A 15,145-nucleotide genomic window follows, 5' to 3' on the forward strand; every position below is an offset into this window, starting at 1 on the left:
GCGATTCCCCGGCCTGCCGGGCGCGGTCCGATGGTCAGTCGGACCACGGTGTGTTCCCGGCGGTACGGGGGTGCCGTTCGGCCGGCCCGGAGAGGGGGGCCGAAGGCAGTGTCTAGAGGTCGAACTCGTGCGGCGGAAGGTTGAGCGCGAAGCACGCCTCCCGGACGACGGCCTGCTCCGACTTGTCGAAGTCGCCGTCGGCGCCGCCGATGACGATGCCGATCTGGATGACGGCACGCGCCTCGGCCGGCTTCTTCTTCGCCTTGCCGATCTCCTGGAGCACGCTGACCTTGCCGAAGGCGAAGTCGGCGGTGAGCTTGTTCACGTACTCGTTGAAACGCCGCTGCAGGTCGTCCGCAGGGAAGTTCTGGAGCACCTCGTTGGAGGCGATGAGCGAGGCGACGCGCTGGCGCTCGGACGGGTCGATGGAACCGTCGGCGGCGGCGACCAGGGCGCACATGGCCATGCTCGCGTCGCGGAACGCACCGCTCTTCAGGTCGTTCTTCTTCGCCTCGAGCTGCGACTGCATCGTCGTCGCGGATTCCTTGATCCGATCCCACAGTGCCATGACGTCTCCATACGTTGCTTGCGTTGCGTTGCCGGAACGAGATCCAACTCTACAGACGTGTAGAAGTTAGCAGGGCGGTCGCCCACTGCGTCCGGGAACCGGCCTTCAGTACGATGCTGCGACGCCGTGGCCGACGCGGCATCGCACGAAGGGCAGTCACCACGATGGACACGGCCGGGGCCAGCCACCACCCGTACAACGAACTGCCCGACGACAACGTGCCCCCGGCGGGCCCCGCCTCCGACAACCGGCGCCCCCGCAAGCGCGGACAGGGCGAGCTGGAGGCCCAGGTCCTCGCCGTTCTGCGCTCGGCGAACGGCTCCGCGACGGCGGGCTGGGTGCAGGAACACCTCGACGGCGACCTCGCGTACACCACCGTCATCACGATCCTGTCCCGTCTGTACGAGAAGAAGTGTGTGACCCGTGCCCGCGAGGGCCGCTCCTACACCTGGACGTCCGCCTCCGACGAGGCCGGTCTCGCCGCGCTGCGGATGCGTCGGGTCCTGGACGGCGAACGGGACCGCGAGGCCGTACTCGCCCGGTTCGTCTCGGCGCTGTCCCCGGGCGACGAGGAACGCCTGCGCGCACTGCTGGCGCAGACGACGGAGACGGACGAGGGCTGACTCATGGGCGTCTTCGTCTACCTGCCCCTCGTACTGCCGTTGACCGCGCTGCCGATCGCGCGCCTCGCCGAACAGCATCTGCACCCGCGCAGCGCCACCCGCCTGCTGGCGGCCGTCGGCACGACGCTCGCCCTGTGCAGCACGGTGTGCCTGGCGCTGCTGATGGTGGTGGGCACGGCCCAACTCCCCGGCAACCCGCTGCCGGACGGCTGGGCGGACCCCGAGGTGCGTGCGGCGGTGCCGTACGAGGAGAAGGCGGGCATTGTCGCGATCGGGGTGCTGGCGGCGGTGGTCGTGGCCTGCGGGTCGGCAGTCCACCGCCACGTACGCCAACGCATCCGCGCCACACGGGCCCTGCAGTCCCTCCAGGAGCAGCCGTCCGCGGTCGCCGTGCTGCCGGACCCGGAGCCGTACGCGTACGCCCTTCCCGGCGCACCCGGCCGGGTGGTCGTGTCGACGGCGATGATGGAGTGCCTGACCGCCCGCGAACGCCGGGCGCTCGTCGCCCATGAGCAGGCCCATCTGGCCGCCCGTCACCACCGCTACCTCCTGGCCACCCAACTTGCCGCGCGCGCCAACCCGTTCCTGCTGCCGCTGCGTACGGCGGTGGCGTACAGCACGGAACGGTGGGCGGACGAGGAGGCGGCGCAGGCGATCGGTGACCGGCGGGCGGTGGCGGGCGCGGTCGGCAAGGCGGCGCTCTTCGCGCACCGTTCGCCGACCGCCCCGCCCGCGTTCGCCGCGTTCGCGGCGGTGGGCCCGATCCCGCGCCGGGTCGCAGCGCTCCTGGAGCCCGTCCCGCCGACCCGGCTGTGGCCCCCGTCGTCCGCGCATGTCGCCTGGGCGGGACTGGTGGCCACCGTCGGAACCATGGTGTCGGCGCTGTCGTCGCTGAACGCGACGGTGACGCTGGTACGGATCCTGCACGAGGCGACCCTGCTCTGAGAGTGGTTCACTCGGCGGCCGAGGTCCGGACACAGCGGTGCCCGGCGGTCCGTTGCTCACCGCCGGGCACATGGGGCTCGGGAACGGCGTCAGTCGGTGATCTCGATCTTGCCGTTGGCCGATGCCGATGCCGATGCCGATGCCGGGGCCGGGGCCGGGATCTGCGCCGCAGTGTCCGAAGCCGGCCCGCCCTTCAGGTTCTTCAGCAGTGCCGCCAGGTCGACGCCCGTCGTGGCGGTGAGCAGTTCCATGCCCTGCGCGACGTTGTCCGCGACCGTGCGCGACAGCTGGCTCGCGCCGTCCGTCGAGATGACCGTCATTTTGTCGACCGCGCTCAGCGGTTCGGCTGCCTTGGCGACGACGTGCGGGAGTACCTCGACCAGCATCTGGAGCACCGCCGCGTCGCCGTACTGGGCGAACGCGTCCGCCTTCTTCCGCATGGCCTCGGCCTCGGCCGCGCCCTTCGCGGCGATGGCGGCGGCCTCCGCCTCGCCTTCGATGCGGACGGCGTCGGCGAGCGCCGAGCGGTGGAGCTTCTCGCCCTGACCGGTGAGGCGGGAGCGTTCCGCGTCCGCCTCGGCCTCCTTGACCTGGGCGATGCGGCGGGCCTCGGCCTCCTGCTCGGCCCGGTAGCGGGCGGCGTCGGCGGGCTTGCGGACCTTGGTGTCGAGCTCGCGGTCGGTCAGGGCCGCCTGGCGCTGGGCGACCTTCTCCTGCTCCTCCAGGACTTCCTGCTGGCGGGCTGCCTCGGCGAGCGGGCCGGCGGCGTTGGCCTTGGCCGCCGCCGCTTCCGTCTCGGCCTTGATCTCGGCCTGCTTGAGGTAGAAGGTCCGCTCGGCGATGGCGATTTCCTCGGCGGCCTTCAGGCGGGCCTGCTCGGACGCGCGCTTGGCGATCGCCTCGGCGATGTCCGCCTCCTGCTTGGCTCGGGCGGCCTCGGGGCGGCCGAGGTCTTCGAGGTAGGAGCCCTCGGTGGTGATGTCCTGGATCTGGAAGGCGTCCAGGATCAGGCCCTGGCCGGAGAGGCTGGCCTCGGCCTCCTCGGCTACCTGGCCGGCGAACGCGGCGCGGTCGCGGATGATGTCCTCGACCGACATCCGGCCGACGATGGCGCGCAGCGCGCCGGAGAGTACCTCCTGGGTGAAGCCGACGATGCCGTCCTGCTGCTGCAGGAACCGCTGGGCGGCGGCCCGGATCGCGTCCTCGTTGCCCCCGACCTTGACGATCGCGACGCCTTCGAGGTGGGACTTCACGCCGCGCAGGGTGACGGCTCCGCGCACGGCGACCGGGATGTGCCGGCTGGAGAGGTCCAGGGTGAACTTCTGCTGCACGAACGGGACGACGAAGACGCCGCCGCCGACGACGACCTTCTGCCCGCTGTTGTCGATGCTGGTGCGTCCGGTCACCGGGTCGGTCGACTTCTTGCCGCGCCGGCCGGTGATGATGAAGGCCTCGCTGGGCCCGGCGACCTTGTAGCGGGTGATCACCACGAGGCCGAGGAGTACGAGGAGTACGACGACTCCGACGACGGCGGTCACAACTGGGCTCATAAGGGGTCCCCCCTGCCTCCCGATCGGGGACGGCGGTTCGGTTCGGTGTGGGTGGTCAGCGCTCGACGGGGCGGACCGCGACCGAGGTGGTCGAGAGTGCGGCTTCCACCCAGATCTCGGTGCCGCGTTCGATCGGCGCCGGGCTCTTCGCCGCGAGTTTCAGGGGCTGGCCCGCGAGCCGCAGCAGGACCTCGCCGTAGCCGTCGGCCGGGATGGCCGTGACGACGGACCCGGACGTACCGACGAGATCGTCGCCCCGCGGTGTGGCGGCGGTCTGATCGCGCATCAGGGCGCGGCTGAACTTCCAGGTCAGCCAGGCCGCGACCAGTCCGGCGACCAGTCCGGCCGCGGTCGCGGCGACCGTACCGGCACCGGTGGTGCCGAGCACGATCGCGCCGCCGAAGCCGAGCATCGAGAGGAATCCGGCAATGACGGGGAGGGACAGGAGGCCGTCGAAGAGCCCGTCGAGTACGCCCCCGAAGAGCCCTTCGAGGATTCCGTCGAAGATCAGGGAGAGGGCGAGGAGCACGATCCCCGCAATGCCCAGGCCGAGAAACAAGGTCATGTGATCACCTTTCCCGATCTGCGAAATTCTCCGAAGTTCCGTCGAGCTGGCTGGATGATGCCATACACGCTCGGGCTGTGACATTGCCGGGGTCCGGCAATCTTTTACTCGTTCTTGGTGCCGGAGATGTGGTCGGCGAGCGTGTCCAGCGACTGGAAGGTGGCCCCGAGGACCGCGACATGCTTCCACCGCAGCACGCCGTCCGGCCCGATCAGGAACACGGCGCGGCGCACCCCGATCCCGGGCGCCGTGATCCCGTACGCCCGGGCGACCTCCCGTCCGGTGTCCGCGAGCAGCGGCATCCGCAGACCGTACGTGCGGGCGAACGACTCGTGACTGTCCACACCCTGTGGACTGATTCCCCAGACCTCCGCGTCGAGACCGGTGAAGGTCTCCATGCCGGAGGAGTACGAGCAGAGCTGCTTGGTGCAGACGGCCGTGTTGTCGCCGGGGTAGAAGGCGAGGACGACGGTACGGCCGCGGGCGTCCGAGAGTGTGTAGTCGCGGCGTTCGAACGTGCCTCCGGCGAGCGTTCCGCCCGGCAGTGTGAAGTCCTGGACGGGCTGGCCGACTTGTGGTGACGATCCCATGGCGGGTCCCTTGTGTGCGACGGGTGTGCGGCGTTCGGTGATGTTCCGGTACAGCATGCTCGGTACGGTGACGGCTTCCGCGGCCAGGAGGTACGTATGGCGGACCGGTGACCCTTCGGGGCGGCTGCGGTGCTCCACCTGCCCGGCGGGCGCGAGACGGGTCCGGGGCCGCCCCCGCCCGGGCCGTGACGGGCTGCGCGGCACGAAGCACGCCCCGGCCGGGCGCCGGTCGTGACGCACTGCGCGGACTTCACCCCTTACGGCCTCGGGTCCGGGCTGCCGGAACCCGGCACGCGGGAGGGCTGCCCGAGATCAACGCGGTCCGGCTGGAACGGGGTTGGGAACCGCCTCGCACGGAGCGGACCAGCCGCCGTACGCGCTCATCGACACGCTGAACCGAGACGGCGGGGGCGTTCAGCCGGTGGGCCCCGCCGGGGCGTAGTGGGCCAGGAACATGTCGACGCCGCTGGTGATCAGGCGGTCCGTGGCCGGGTCGTCGATGGCCGTGCCGTACGAGCTGAAGACCAGGTGCGGGAAGATCAGCAGCGCGTACAGCTGGATGATCGCCGTCTCCAGGTCCGGGATGGTCAGGCGGCCCCGGTCGGCGAGGGTGCGCAGGGCGTCGGCGACGGCGGGGTGGTGGCCCTCGGGGCCGCGGCCCTGCCAGGCGTTCGCCAGCTCAGGGAAGCGGTGCAGTTCGGCGGCGACGAGGTTGCGCAGGGCGATGACGTCGGCGTTGTCGCGGACGGTGGCCACCCAGGTGCGGGCCGCCTCGACGAAGGCAGTGCGCAGGTCCTCGGCGTCGGCGAGTCCGGCCAGTGCGGCGGCCGAAGGGCCGCCCAGGGGCTCGTCCAGTGCGCCCGCGATGACGGCCGTGAACAGCGCCTCCTTGCTGCCGAAGTGGTTGTAGACGGTCACCTTCGACACGCCCGCGTCGGTGGCGATGGCGTCCACCCCGACGCCGAACCCCTCCCGCAGGAACGCCTCACGGGCGGCCTTGACGATGGCCCGCCGCTTGGCCTCGGCGCGCGGTCCGCCGGGGGGTTGCTTCGCGTTCCCCCGGTGGCTGCTCTGCATGGTCATGGGGCCAGGCTAACAGCCAGCTGAACTGAACAGTTGAGTTCATATGAACTGGCCCGTACAGTTCAGTTCATGAGTCCGCATGAGACGCACCTACAGCATCCGGCCGCACATCAGGCCGGGCATCCGCCCGCCCACCCGCGTCGCTGGGTGGCGCTCGCCCTCGTCTGCGTCGCGCAGTTCATGCTCGTCCTCGACGTCACCGTCGTGAACGTCGCACTGCCCGACATGGCCGCCGACCTGCACCTCGGCCGCACCACCCTGACCTGGGTCGTCACCGCGTACACCCTCTGCTTCGGCGGGCTGATGCTGCTCGGCGGCCGGCTCGCCGACGCCCTCGGCGCGCGCCGCACCCTCCTTGCGGGGCTGGCCCTCTTCACCGTCGCCTCGCTGGGCACGGGGCTCGCCGGCAGCGCCCCGGTGCTGATCGGGGGCCGGATCGCCCAAGGGGTGGGGGCGGCGCTGCTGTCGCCCGCCGCCCTGTCCCTCGTCACCACCTCATTCCACGGCGCGGAGCGCAACAAGGCACTCGGGGTGTGGGCGGCGATCGGCGGGACCGGGTCGGCGATCGGGGTGCTGCTCGGCGGCGCGCTGACCGGTGGCCCCGGGTGGCAGTGGGTCTTCTACATCAATGTCCCCGTCGGGATCGCCCTGCTCGCCGCCGTACCCACCCTCGTCCCGGCGCGCGCCCCCCAGCCCTCCGCCCGGCTCGATCTGCCCGGCGCGCTGCTGGTCACGGCCGGGACCGGAGCGCTCATCTACGGACTGGTCGAGGCGGGGGACGCCGGGTGGGGATCGGCCGCCGTCCTCGTGCCGGTCGCGGGGGCCGTGCTCCTGTACGGGGCGTTCGCGGGCGTCGAACGGGCGGCCGAGCAGCCGCTGATGGATCTGCGGATGTTCACCCGGCGGCCGGTGCTCGCCGGCGCGTTCCTGATGCTGGTCGCGACGGCGCTGCTGATCGCCTTTTTCTTCCTCGGGTCGGTCTATCTGCAGCATGCGCGAGGGTTCACCCCGATGCGGACCGGGCTGGTGTTCCTGCCGGTGGCCGTCGCGGTCGGGCTCGGCGCGCATCTGGGGGCGCGGCTGGTCGGGACGGCCGGCAGCCGCGGGACAGCGGTCGCCGGGATGGTGATCGCCGCCGCCGGTTCCGTACCGCTGACCCGGCTGGGAGCGGACAGCAGCGTGTACGGGGCGCTGCTGCCCGGCCTCTCCGTCGCCGCGCTCGGACTCGGCGCGGTCTTCGTCACCGCGACCACGACGGCGCTGGGCATGGTCGGGCACCGCGAGGCGGGGCTCGCGTCCGGGGTGGTCAACACGTTCCACGAGGTGGGCGGCGCGATCGGAGTGGCGGTCGTCTCCACGGTCGCGGCAGCCGGGATCGAAGGCGGTGCGGTGGGCGGGTTCGCCGACGCGTTCACGGTCTGTGCGGCGGCGGCCGGGGCCGGTGCGGTCGTCGCGGTCGGACTGGTGCCGAGGGGGAAGCCGGAGACGACGGGCGGGCCGCACGTGCACTGAAGGGAGAGGGAGGAGCAGCCGCGTTGTCAGCGGGTGCTGCGAGGATCGGTGCCATGGAGACCACGGAGCCGTTGCTGCTCGTCGATGTCGAAGCCGCCGTCCGCGCCAGTTGGGGTGCCGACACGGCCACGCCCGCCCACCGGCCGCACTGGACGGCGGACAATCCGGCCCGGGACCAGTGCGGGGTCACCGCCCTGGTGCTCAACGATCTGCTGGGCGGCGAGCTGATCCGCGGCGAGGTCCGGGTCGACGGTGAGCGCACCGACTTCCACTGGTGGAACCGGCTGGGCATGGGCGTGGAGATCGACCTCACGCGGGAGCAGTTCGGGCCGGAGGAGATCGTCACCGGTGGCACGGTGATACCCCGGCCGGCGGAGATCGTACGGCTGCGCGAGGAGTACGAGCTGCTCCGCGGCCGGGTGCTGGACCGGCTCGGGCGGTAACGGCCTCCCCCGCGGCAGGGAGCCCACTCCCTGTCGTGGGGGAGGCCGTAAGGGGCGGACGAGCGGCGGCGGTCAGGGCATCCGACGGTCAGCCGAGTTCCAGGGTGGTGATGCCGTACAGCCCGGTGTAGTCGACGTCCGGCGTCGGGCCCGTGTACATGCGGGCTGTCTCGAACGACGGGGTGAGACCCAGCTGTTCGGCGAGCCGGACCGCCGCCGGATTGATGTCGGGTACGTCGACGGCGATCTCCGTCTCCGGTGCAGTGGCCGAGAGGGCGCTCACCAGGGCGGCCGCCACCTCGGGCGATGTGGCGTGCAGCGGGCCGATGCGTGACGACGTTCGCAGCCCTCGGCGTGGGCCCACTCGCCCAGCATGTCGATGTCGGCGGCGCTTGCGGTGGTGATCTCGAATGTCGGCACGGGGCAACCTGTACCCCGTGCCTGATCGGTTCAACGTGCTTCCCGAACTCACCACCCGGTCCAGAGCAGGTGGTTGACGAGCAGGGCGACGACCGCCTGCGCCGTCAGCCAGCCGCGTCGGGCGGACAGGGGGAGCAGTGCGGCGGCGGGCAGCAGCCAGAGGACGAACGGCTGCCAGATGCGTTCCGTCTCGGCCTTGCTCATCCCGGACAGATCCGCGACGAGGAGGGCGAGGAGCGCGGCCAGCGCGAGGAGGCTCAGCCGCTGCGGTGCGGAGGTGGCGCCGGTGCGGACGGCGCGGACGGCGGACGGGGCGCCGGCCGCGGCCCGGCGGAGACCGGCGACGGTGGCGAGACCGGCGGCGATCGTGGTGGCCGCGAGATTCGCCCAGACCCAGTAGGTGTACGGACGGATCCCACCCGCCCCCTGGTAGTAACGCTCGACCAACAGCCGGTACCCCTCCCACCAGTTGAAGCCCGCCACGGTGAAAGCGACCGGCACGACGAGCGCCCCGAGCAGGAGAAGCGGAAGGGGGCGCGCGGTGCGGGCGAGGAACAGAACGGCGAGGAGCAGGAGCGCGATGAGCGTCAGGCCGTACGAGAGATAGCAGGTCAGGCCGTAGAGGAGGCCGGAGGCGAGGGCGGCCGCGGCGGCGCGGCCCGGCCGGGTCCGGCGGGTTGCGGCCAGGGCGAGGAGGGCGACCGACCACGCGGCGACCGCGGCGAACCAGGCGTCCGCCGAGGCGCCGGTCCAGACCGCCATCGGCGCGAGGACGAGGAACGGGGCGGCGCGGCGGGCGATGTGTTCGTCGGCGAGGGCGCGCACCGTGATCAGGGCGGCGACGACGGCGGAGCCGCCGAGCACGATGCACCAGACACCGGCCCAGCCCCCGCCGCCCAGCCCGATCCGGTCCAGCAGCACGAAGGTGAGCGTGGCGCCCGGCGGATGACCGGCGACATGGGCGGGCCAGTTGCCCGGGGGGCCGATCAGGATGTGCGTGTTGAATCCGCGCAGCGCTGCGCCGATATCGTCGAAACGGCTGATGACCCGCAGGTATTCATGCTTCGTGGTGAGCCGTTCGGCGATGCCCCGCCCCCAGCCGTCGATCATCGCCAGGGAGAAGATCCAGCCGAGGGAGGCCGCCCACGCGGTCGCGAGCAGACCCCGCCAGGGCAGCCGGCCGGCGAGGACCGGCCCGTACGCGACGACGACCGCGGCGACGACCACGGCGGCCGGGGTGCCGGGGCCGGTGTGCGGGTACCAGGACGCCAGCAGGGGCGGCCAGTTGACGTAGAGGCTGCCGCCGGCGTCCTGGATCGCCCGGCCGACCAGCACGGCGGCGGTGACCAGCAGGACACCGGTGGCGGCGGCGATCAGGTCGAGGCGTCGGCCGGTGGCGCGCCGGCCGGCGGTGCGCTGCTCGCGTTTCACGTGCTCCTCGGTCTTCACACAGGCACGCTATGCAGGGCGGGGCGATGACGGGTGGTGCCACCGGGGCGCGTCATCGAACTGTCAGATCTTGGCCCGATTGGCGGACTTCGGGAGTGACGTCGGAGTTTCGTCAGGAGTCGTACGCGCTGCGGCCCGAGACCTCGGGTTTAGCGTCGGGACATGGGCGACAGACGTCACAACAGAGCGTTCCGGTTCCCGTTCCGCTTCGGTGGGGGCCGTGCCGGGCCATCGGACGGCGGACCGTCCGCAGGGCGGGTCCCGGCCGTTCTCGAACGGCTCAGGACCACGGATCGGCTGCCCTCCTCCCCCGGGTTCTGGCGCAGCCCCGTGCGCAGCGTCCGGTTCACGGCGGTGCTCGGGCTCGTCCTCCTCGTCGGGCTGACGCTGGTGTTCGTGACGGGGCTGCTGTCGTACGCCGCGTACAACCCGAATCTTGCGCCGGTCAACGACAAGACGCCGGGCAAGGGACCGCTGGGGTTCTACCTGTTCGCCTGGCCGACCGCACCGCACTGGCTGTACCGGCTGACACAGGGGCTGCACGTCATGGTCGGTATCGTGCTCGTACCGGTACTGCTGGCGAAGCTGTGGTCGGTGATCCCGAAATTTTTCGCGCTGCCGCCGGTCCGGTCGGTGGGGCACGCCCTGGAACGGGTGTCGTTGCTGCTGCTCGTCGGCGGGGCGCTGTTCGAGTTCATCACCGGGCTGCTCAACATCCAGGTGTTCTACGTGTTCCCGGGGTCGTTCTACCCGCTCCACTTCTACGGGGCGTGGGTGTTCTTCGCCGGGTTCGTCGCCCACGTCGGGCTGAAACTCCCGCGGGCCGTGCGGGTGCTGCGCAGTGGTGAACTGCGCGGTGAGACCGATGAGCTGGCGTCCCCCGCCCCCCATGCGCCGACCATCTCCCGGCGCGGCGCTTTCGCCGTGGTGGGCGCCGGGTCGCTCCTCCTGCTGATCACTTCGGTGGGCCGGAGCTTCGACGTGCTGCGCGGCACCGCACTCCTCACCCCGCGCGGGGTCGCCGACCCCGGGTCGGGGCCCAACGGCTTCCAGATCAACAAGACGGCCGCGTCCGTCCGGATCGTCCCAGCCGACACGGGTGAACGGTGGCGGCTGACCGTCAGCGGACCCGCCGGGGATCTCGTGTTCACGCGGGAACAGCTCCTGGCCATGGACCAGTACAGCGCCGCGTTGCCGATCGCGTGCGTGGAGGGCTGGTCGACCGCGGACCAGTGGTGGCGCGGGGTTCGGCTGCGGGATCTGGCGGCACTCGCCGGATATCCGGACCGGCCGCCGGGGGTGTTCGTGGAGTCCGTGCAGCGCAGCGGGCCGTTCCGGAAGGCCGCGCTCCGCGACAACCAGGTGCGCGACCCGCGCTCGCTGCTGGCGCTGGAGGTCAACGGCGAGACGCTGTCGCCGGACCACGGGTACCCGGCGCGGATCATCGTCCCGGCCGCGCCCGGCGTGCTCAACACCAAATGGGTGACCCGGCTGACGTTCGGAGAGCTGTGATGCGGAGGACGAACGGCCCGCGGTACGCGGCGGTCTTCAGGCGCTGGTACGGGGAAGGACCACTGCATTTCCTGCTCCTGGCCGCCACCTTCGCTCTCGCGGGCTACGCGGGTGTGCGGCTGCTGGAGGGGGACACGTTCGGTGTCGCGGTGTGGTTCGTCGGCTCCGCGCTGCTGCACGACCTCGTGCTGCTGCCGGTGTACGCGACGGCGGACCGGGGCGTACGCGCGGTTCTGGGACCGCGCTCCGGGCTGGTCAACTTCGTCCGCGTGCCCGCCTTTCTCTCCGGGCTGCTCCTGCTGATGTGGTTCCCGCTGATCAGCAGGAAGGCGACCCATTACAAACCGGCGAGCGGGCTCTCCCCCGATGTGTTCCTCGGGAACTGGCTGCTGATCACGGCGGCGTTGTTCGCGGTGTCGGCGTGCTGGCTGAGCGTCCGGACCCTCCGGGTGCGGCGCAGGGCGATGAAGGGGCGGCCGTCCGACACCCACTGATCGACGGCCCGCCAGGCGTTCGGCTGCGTGTACCGGAGCAGGGCCGGGGTGCCGATCCGGGCCCAGGGGAAGAGCGCGCCCCCGGTGGCGGCCCGGTCCTCCTCGCCGGTCCCATCCGGCGCGAGGCGACCGTCGTACAACCGGACCTGGGCCCGTTCGTCGATGTCCAGCGGCGACGTCTCCGCGATGAGGAGCCCGCCGGGGGCGAGGAGGTCCGCGGTGCGCAGCAGGAGACGGTGCGGGTCGCCGCCGATGCCGATGTTGCCGTCGATCAGCAGCACAGTGCCCCAACGGCCCTCACCGGGAAGCGGGTCGAAGACGGAACGGCGCATCGCCGAGCCGCCGATCCGGAGCGTGTGGGCGACAGCGGCGGCGCTGACGTCGATGCCGAGTGCGCGGTGGCCGCGGGAGGCCAGTTCCGCGACGAGGCGGCCGGGACCGCACCCGATGTCGAGGACCGGCCCTTCGCAGAGGCGCAGCGCCGACAGGTCGGCGGCGTCGGCCTGCGCACACCAGCGCTCGACGTCCAGGGGCAGCAGTGAGCCGTCCGTACGGCGGAGGAAGAGCGGACCGTGGCCGTTGCGCAGCGCGTCGGCGTAGGGGTCGGTGGACCACGGGGCGAGGTCCTCTCTTTCGGAACCTGCCGTGCTCATGGCGGCGCGGTCCGGCACCGTACCGCTCACCGGGCCGCCGCCGCGGTCAGCCGGGCCAGCGCCGCGGCGAACTCCCCGTGCGGTGCGGCGGCGGCGACGTGCGCGGCGTCCGCCGCTGTATCCACGTCCCGCAGCCGTGGCAGATCGCGCACGGTCAGTCCGGCGTCGACGAGACGCCGCCGCTGGACCGCACCGGTCTGCGGGACGGACATGGGCACACCGCGCACCAGGTCCGGGTCGGGGGCGGCCAGGCCGAGTGCCCAGAAGCCGCCGTCGTCGGCGGGGCCGAACCAGGCGTCGCAGTCGTCCCAGGCATCCGGGGAGAGCGCGCGCCCCAACTGGGCGGCGGAGATCTGCGGGGTGTCCATGCCGATGAGCAGGGCCGGACCGGTGCAGCCGGCGAACGCCGCCGCGAGCCGCTCGTCGAGTCCGCCGGAGCTCTGTGCCACCACCTCGACGCCCGCCGGCAGCCAGGGCCCCGGCCGCCCGTCCAGCACGAGTACGCGCCGCCGGGCGGGCAGCGAGAGCATCGTGCGCAGCGTGTCCCGGAGCGCCGCCTCGGCGAGCTGTGCGGCCTCGGCGGGCGTGAACGGCGGCGTGAGCCGGGTTTTGACCAGTCCGGGCAGTGGTTCCTTGGCGATGACGAGGAGGGCGGTCGGGCCGGGCACGCTCATCGGGGCGCCTCCTGACGGGCCGTCGCCGCGCTCGTCCGTTCCGGCGGCCTGTGCAGGACCGCGCGCATGTCCCGTACCGCATGCCAGGTCCCCCGCCAGGTTCCGGTCACCTTGGACCTGCCCGTACGCGGCAGGTACGGGACATCTGTCTCGGCGACCCGCAGCCCGGCGTCCGACGCACGCACCACCATCTCCAGCGGGTAGCCGCTGCGCCGGTCGGTGAGCTCCAGTGCCAGCAGATCCGCCCGGCGCCCCGCCCGCATCGGGCCGAGGTCGTGCAGGCGCAGTCCCGTCCGGCGGCGCACCATCCGGGCCAGCGCCAGATTCCCGGCGCGGGCGTGCAGCGGCCACGCGCCACGGCCCTCGGGGCGGCGGCGCCCCAGCAGCAGATCGGTCTCGCCGTCGGCGACCCGGCGTACGAAGCCGGGCAGCAGACCCGGATCGAGGGAACCGTCGCAGTCGCAGAAGCAGACGAACTCCGCCTCGGCGGCGAGCAGTCCGGCGTGGCACGCGGCGCCGAAGCCGCGTCGCGGCTCATGGACGACAGTCGCCCCGAGCGAGCGGGCGAGCTCCGCCGATCCGTCGGTGGAGCCGTTGTCGACGACGACGGCGCGCCAGCCGTCCGGGATGCGGCCCAGCACCCGGGGCAGCGCGGCGGCCTCGTCCAGACAGGGGAGGATCACGTCGGCGTGGGGGGAGTGGGCGGGGTAGAAGTCGGTCACCTCGCTCACACTACGGAGCGAAAACCGGCATTTCGGGCTTCAGGTTCCTACGTAAGACGGACGTCGACCCTTCGGCGGACCGCCGACTGCCCGACCCGGGGGCCGGGATGCCAAGGTGACCGTATGGAGAACATCCCGGACATCCCGGGTCCCGGACCCGTCCGCGGCGGACCGCGCGGTCATGTTCTCGTCGTCGACGACGATCCGACGGTCGCCGAGGTGGCCGCCGTCGGTCCGGACCGGGCGGGCCGTCCGGAGCCGGAGCGGCCGTCGGTCAACCGGTGGCGACCGCCCCTCGCAACGCCGCCCCGGCGAACTCCTCCATCCCCTCCGCGAAACCCACCTCCGGGCGCCAGCCCAGTTCCTCCCTCAACCGCCGCGAGTCCGCCGTCACATGACGTACATCTCCGAGCCGGTACCCGCCGGTGATCTCCGGTGCCGGACCGCCGTGCGCGGACGCCAGCGCCGTCGCCATCTCGCCGATCGTGTGCGGATCCCCGCTCCCCGTGTTGTACGCGGCGAAACTTCCCGCCCCGTGTCCCCCCACGGCCTCCAGTGCCACCGCGTTCGCGGACGCCACATCGCGTACATGGACGAAGTCCCGCCGCTGACCGCCGTCCTCGAAGACCTGCGGCGCCTCGCCCCGCTCCAGCGAGGAGCGGAAGAAGGAGGCGACCCCCGCGTACGGGGTGTCGCGCGGCATCCCCGGCCCGTACACGTTGTGGTAGCGCAGGGTCACCGCCCGGCCGCCCGTCGCGCGCGCCCACGCGGCGGCCAGATGTTCCTGGGCGAGCTTCGTCGCCGCGTACACATTGCGCGGGTCGGTGGGCGCGTCCTCGCCCACCAGCCCCGGCGTCAGCTCCGCCCCGCAGTCCGGGCAGCGCGGCTCGAACAGGCCCGCCGCCAGATCGTCCACGGCCCGCGGCCCGGGCCGGACCCGCCCGTGCCGGGGGCAGTCGTACCGCCCCTCGCCGTAGACGACCATCGAACCGGCCAGCACCAGATTCCGCACACCGGCCGCGGCCATCTCCGCCAGCAGGACGGCGGTCCCGAGGTCGTTGCAGCCGACGTACTCCGGGGCGTCCGCGAAGTCCTTGCCCAGACCGACCATCGCGGCCTGATGGCAGACCGCGTCGACGCCCCGCAGCGCGTCGGCCACCGCCGCCTTGTCCCGGACATCGGCAACGATCAGCCCGTCCCGGCCGCCTCCGGTGCCCACGCCGTGCGCCGACTCCAGCAGCGCGTCGACGACCACCACTTCGTGCTTCCGCGCCGCCAGCGCCCCGGCGATGTGTCCCCCGATGAAACCGGCTCCGCCGGTGAGCAGTACACGCATAGCTGT

The 15,145-nt window shown here is 72.3% G+C and carries 15 protein-coding genes and 1 pseudogene; 5 read left to right on the forward strand and 11 right to left on the reverse strand.

Annotation, left to right across the window (positions count from 1 at the left end):
• Positions 1-112: 112 nt before the first annotated feature.
• On the reverse strand, positions 113-568 hold the full coding sequence (locus ACIBB8_RS11200) for a tellurite resistance TerB family protein (RefSeq protein ID WP_398950764.1): 456 nt from the start codon (positions 566-568) through the stop codon (positions 113-115).
• A gap of 164 nt (positions 569-732) precedes the next feature.
• Here ACIBB8_RS11200 and ACIBB8_RS11205 point away from each other — a divergent pair, with 164 nt between their 5' ends.
• Together ACIBB8_RS11205 and ACIBB8_RS11210 are read left to right on the forward strand one after the other, a co-directional pair.
• The gene (locus tag ACIBB8_RS11205) at positions 733-1,191 is read left to right on the forward strand and encodes a BlaI/MecI/CopY family transcriptional regulator (protein WP_398950766.1); all 459 of its coding nucleotides are present in this window, start codon (positions 733-735) and stop codon (positions 1,189-1,191) included.
• A 3-nt stretch (positions 1,192-1,194) separates the two neighbouring features.
• Entirely contained in the window at positions 1,195-2,136 is a 942-nt protein-coding gene (locus ACIBB8_RS11210; RefSeq protein ID WP_398950768.1) for a M56 family metallopeptidase, read from the forward strand.
• A gap of 89 nt (positions 2,137-2,225) precedes the next feature.
• Here the strand turns inward: ACIBB8_RS11210 and ACIBB8_RS11215 are convergent, their stop codons facing one another.
• The 4 genes from ACIBB8_RS11215 to ACIBB8_RS11230 all read right to left on the reverse strand — a co-directional run bounded on the left by ACIBB8_RS11215 (position 2,226) and on the right by ACIBB8_RS11230 (position 5,924).
• A complete protein-coding gene (locus ACIBB8_RS11215) occupies positions 2,226-3,686 on the reverse strand; it encodes a flotillin family protein (protein WP_398950770.1) in 1,461 nt (486 codons plus the stop codon).
• Between the two features lie 55 nt (positions 3,687-3,741).
• Complete coding sequence (locus tag ACIBB8_RS11220) at positions 3,742-4,251, reverse strand: hypothetical protein (RefSeq protein WP_398950773.1); 510 nt, start codon at positions 4,249-4,251, stop codon at positions 3,742-3,744.
• A gap of 104 nt (positions 4,252-4,355) precedes the next feature.
• Complete coding sequence (locus ACIBB8_RS11225) at positions 4,356-4,841, reverse strand: peroxiredoxin (protein WP_398950898.1); 486 nt, start codon at positions 4,839-4,841, stop codon at positions 4,356-4,358.
• 414 nt (positions 4,842-5,255) lie between these two features.
• Positions 5,256-5,924 carry a TetR/AcrR family transcriptional regulator gene (locus tag ACIBB8_RS11230; RefSeq protein ID WP_398950776.1) on the reverse strand — a complete coding sequence of 223 codons (669 nt, stop codon included), beginning with the start codon at positions 5,922-5,924 and terminating at the stop codon, positions 5,256-5,258.
• Positions 5,925-5,993: 69 nt separating this feature from the next.
• Here ACIBB8_RS11230 and ACIBB8_RS11235 point away from each other — a divergent pair, with 69 nt between their 5' ends.
• Both ACIBB8_RS11235 and ACIBB8_RS11240 read left to right on the forward strand, forming a co-directional pair.
• Positions 5,994-7,436, forward strand: a complete 1,443-nt coding sequence (locus ACIBB8_RS11235) for an MFS transporter (RefSeq protein ID WP_398950778.1) — start codon at positions 5,994-5,996, stop codon at positions 7,434-7,436.
• A gap of 53 nt (positions 7,437-7,489) precedes the next feature.
• Complete coding sequence (locus ACIBB8_RS11240; protein WP_398950780.1) at positions 7,490-7,879, forward strand: hypothetical protein; 390 nt, start codon at positions 7,490-7,492, stop codon at positions 7,877-7,879.
• Positions 7,880-7,967: 88 nt separating this feature from the next.
• On the opposite strand, the pseudogene ACIBB8_RS11245 reads toward ACIBB8_RS11240, so the two are convergent.
• Positions 7,968-8,231: pseudogene (locus tag ACIBB8_RS11245) on the reverse strand (GNAT family N-acetyltransferase); the annotation flags it as partial.
• A gap of 116 nt (positions 8,232-8,347) precedes the next feature.
• Positions 8,348-9,748 (reverse strand): hypothetical protein, encoded by a 1,401-nt coding sequence (locus ACIBB8_RS11250; RefSeq protein ID WP_398950782.1) that lies wholly within the window; start codon positions 9,746-9,748, stop codon positions 8,348-8,350.
• 162 nt (positions 9,749-9,910) lie between these two features.
• Here ACIBB8_RS11250 and ACIBB8_RS11255 point away from each other — a divergent pair, with 162 nt between their 5' ends.
• A complete protein-coding gene (locus ACIBB8_RS11255) occupies positions 9,911-11,260 on the forward strand; it encodes a molybdopterin-dependent oxidoreductase (protein ID WP_398950784.1) in 1,350 nt (449 codons plus the stop codon).
• A gap of 337 nt (positions 11,261-11,597) precedes the next feature.
• Here the strand turns inward: ACIBB8_RS11255 and ACIBB8_RS11260 are convergent, their stop codons facing one another.
• The 4 genes from ACIBB8_RS11260 to ACIBB8_RS11275 all read right to left on the reverse strand — a co-directional run bounded on the left by ACIBB8_RS11260 (position 11,598) and on the right by ACIBB8_RS11275 (position 15,139).
• On the reverse strand, positions 11,598-12,407 hold the full coding sequence (locus ACIBB8_RS11260) for a class I SAM-dependent methyltransferase (protein WP_398950786.1): 810 nt from the start codon (positions 12,405-12,407) through the stop codon (positions 11,598-11,600).
• Positions 12,408-12,433: 26 nt separating this feature from the next.
• On the reverse strand, positions 12,434-13,081 hold the full coding sequence (locus ACIBB8_RS11265; protein ID WP_398950788.1) for a DUF2064 domain-containing protein: 648 nt from the start codon (positions 13,079-13,081) through the stop codon (positions 12,434-12,436).
• Positions 13,078-13,812, reverse strand: a complete 735-nt coding sequence (locus ACIBB8_RS11270) for a glycosyltransferase family 2 protein (RefSeq protein WP_398950790.1) — start codon at positions 13,810-13,812, stop codon at positions 13,078-13,080. The genes ACIBB8_RS11265 and ACIBB8_RS11270 overlap by 4 nt, the downstream gene beginning before the upstream one ends.
• A 265-nt stretch (positions 13,813-14,077) precedes the next feature.
• Complete coding sequence (locus ACIBB8_RS11275) at positions 14,078-15,139, reverse strand: NAD-dependent epimerase/dehydratase family protein (protein WP_398950792.1); 1,062 nt, start codon at positions 15,137-15,139, stop codon at positions 14,078-14,080.
• Positions 15,140-15,145 lie beyond the last annotated feature (6 nt).

Origin of the sequence: Streptomyces sp. NPDC051286, assembly GCF_044455345.1 — a bacterium.
GTDB lineage: Bacteria > Actinomycetota > Actinomycetes > Streptomycetales > Streptomycetaceae > Streptomyces.

Excerpts from the sequence above, each read along its gene's own strand:
- ACIBB8_RS11200 (WP_398950764.1), bottom strand. The coding sequence starts at position 568 with ATGGCACTGTGGGATCGGATCAAGGAATCCGCGACGACGATGCAGTCG.
- ACIBB8_RS11205 (WP_398950766.1), top strand. The coding sequence starts at position 733 with ATGGACACGGCCGGGGCCAGCCACCACCCGTACAACGAACTGCCCGAC.
- ACIBB8_RS11210 (WP_398950768.1), top strand. The coding sequence starts at position 1,195 with ATGGGCGTCTTCGTCTACCTGCCCCTCGTACTGCCGTTGACCGCGCTG.
- ACIBB8_RS11215 (WP_398950770.1), bottom strand. The coding sequence starts at position 3,686 with ATGAGCCCAGTTGTGACCGCCGTCGTCGGAGTCGTCGTACTCCTCGTA.
- ACIBB8_RS11220 (WP_398950773.1), bottom strand. The coding sequence starts at position 4,251 with ATGACCTTGTTTCTCGGCCTGGGCATTGCGGGGATCGTGCTCCTCGCC.
- ACIBB8_RS11225 (WP_398950898.1), bottom strand. The coding sequence starts at position 4,841 with ATGGGATCGTCACCACAAGTCGGCCAGCCCGTCCAGGACTTCACACTG.
- ACIBB8_RS11230 (WP_398950776.1), bottom strand. The coding sequence starts at position 5,924 with ATGACCATGCAGAGCAGCCACCGGGGGAACGCGAAGCAACCCCCCGGC.
- ACIBB8_RS11235 (WP_398950778.1), top strand. The coding sequence starts at position 5,994 with ATGAGTCCGCATGAGACGCACCTACAGCATCCGGCCGCACATCAGGCC.
- ACIBB8_RS11240 (WP_398950780.1), top strand. The coding sequence starts at position 7,490 with ATGGAGACCACGGAGCCGTTGCTGCTCGTCGATGTCGAAGCCGCCGTC.
- ACIBB8_RS11255 (WP_398950784.1), top strand. The coding sequence starts at position 9,911 with ATGGGCGACAGACGTCACAACAGAGCGTTCCGGTTCCCGTTCCGCTTC.
- ACIBB8_RS11260 (WP_398950786.1), bottom strand. The coding sequence starts at position 12,407 with ATGAGCACGGCAGGTTCCGAAAGAGAGGACCTCGCCCCGTGGTCCACC.
- ACIBB8_RS11265 (WP_398950788.1), bottom strand. The coding sequence starts at position 13,081 with ATGAGCGTGCCCGGCCCGACCGCCCTCCTCGTCATCGCCAAGGAACCA.
- ACIBB8_RS11275 (WP_398950792.1), bottom strand. The coding sequence starts at position 15,139 with ATGCGTGTACTGCTCACCGGCGGAGCCGGTTTCATCGGGGGACACATC.